The organism is Scandinavium sp., from assembly GCF_036271055.1.
Classification (GTDB): Bacteria; Pseudomonadota; Gammaproteobacteria; order Enterobacterales; family Enterobacteriaceae; genus Scandinavium.
The window spans coordinates 1-1,758 of sequence record NZ_DATBBJ010000058.1; the positions used below are offsets into that span (position 1 = coordinate 1).

General features: G+C 55.2%; 1 protein-coding gene. It reads right to left on the reverse strand.

Annotated elements, in window-relative coordinates; genetic code table 11:
- The coding region (locus VH187_RS08090) for a right-handed parallel beta-helix repeat-containing protein (RefSeq protein ID WP_329700950.1) at positions 1-962 on the reverse strand (962 nt) is incomplete at its 3' end.
- Positions 963-1,758: the final 796 nt, after the last annotated feature.

The window sequence follows — 1,758 nt, forward strand, 5'->3', positions numbered from 1 at the left end:
TGCCCGCGCTGGTCGAAGAAAGGCGGAGGAGTGAAGTTCGGGTCACCTGCGTCGATGGCCGGGCTGCCGGGTAAGAGCTCATGCGTGAAGGTAGGGCCGCCGTTGTCTTGCAAGGGGCCAAGCCGCGGGTTGGTGTTGATCTGGTCGCCAGCACCAGTCAGGAACCCGCCACCGTCATCGCTACTGAGATTGTAGCCGTGCGATGTGACGATGCCGCCGTTGTTAGCGATATTGCCGCCTGAGGCGCCTGCATTCAGGATGGTGTTTCCGATCTGAAGCGTGCCTATGTTGAAGACGCCGCCACCCAGAGGAGATGAGTTATCGCTGAGCGTGGTATTAGCGATCTGCAGCGTCCCGACGTTGAAGCTGGCGCCTCCAGCTACTGGAGCTGCGTTACCGCTGAACGTGCTGTTGGTGATCGTCAACATGCCGCTGCCGGGGTTGTAGATGCCGCCGCCCTGACTAGCCATGTTGTTGCTAAAAGTGCTGTTAATAATGGTTAGCGTTCCCGAATTGAAGACGCCACCACCGAGTCCCGCCGCGTTGCCGCTGAGCGTGCTGTTAATGATCGTCAGCATGACGGTGGCGGCGTTCTCGATTCCACCGCCGTTGCCGCCCTGACCGTTCCTGATCGTCAAGCCGGAAATCGAGACCGTTTTTGCACCTCCAACAATCTCGAAGACACGGTTGACGGCATTGCCGTCAATAGCCAGCACATCAGCGCCGGCGCCGTTGATTGTCACGCTTTTGTCCACCAGCAATTGCCCGGTGGTGAGTGTGATTACGCCGGAGATACCCGTGGCATCGATGGTATCACCATCGTTCGCGTCCACGAGCGCCTGACGCAATGAGCCCGCGCCATTGTCATTGGTATTGGTAACTATAATCGTCGTCGGACTCGCGAAAAGTCCGACTGCGCAGGTTAAGCCTAAACAAATCGCCGCGGCCTTGATATTACTCACCCTCTTTCTACCCGATGGAATTGCAACGGAATTACAACTTCGAAAAAGTAACATGGTGTTTACTTTTATGAAGGGCTCGCGATCAGCGTCACCAAACACCACTTGGGTATCAGCGAAATCGGCTCGCCGTGCCACAGCCGACCGAATGGCAGCACACCGGAGATTAGATCGACACCACGATGTTCTTTACCCGGGCGAATCAGAGAAAAGAACCGCAAGTGGTCCGGCGGAAGTAATGCGCAAGAAAAGCCCAAGACATCAGGTGCCTGCACGAAACTCCGAGGTAGTAGTGTGGCACGCTATGCACGGCTTAGTTCCAGGCGCTGGGACTGTCACGGGCGTCTGCGCGAACTGCAAGATCGAGAAGACGACACTCAGAATAACAGTCGCATAAACTGCAATCTCGAGAACGCCGCGACCTTTTTCTTCCGACCGGACTAGTAGGGCGTAAGTGGATTCGAATTTGTTGTTCATTGTATTGGTGGTATTCACACCAGCGCTTTACGCATGGGGCATGCCACAAGTGTGCCTCGATCGTAAGTCACTGAATACAAAAAGATTGCGTCTCTACTCGCGTAGCAAGAATGCGGCGGAGTCGTTCCGCGGTTGGGATTTGCTGTTTCGCTTTTGGGACGCCCGTCGCAACCCTGCCACGCAATCAGAATAGGCTGCGGTTTTGGCAAAATCATTATTGCCGATAGTCTGAAGAAAGGTCGGTTGGATTACGGTTACATCTCAGCGCTGGATGGTGACGGCTGAATAATCTGGATCGTTGACGCGCATCGCGACGGAAAAC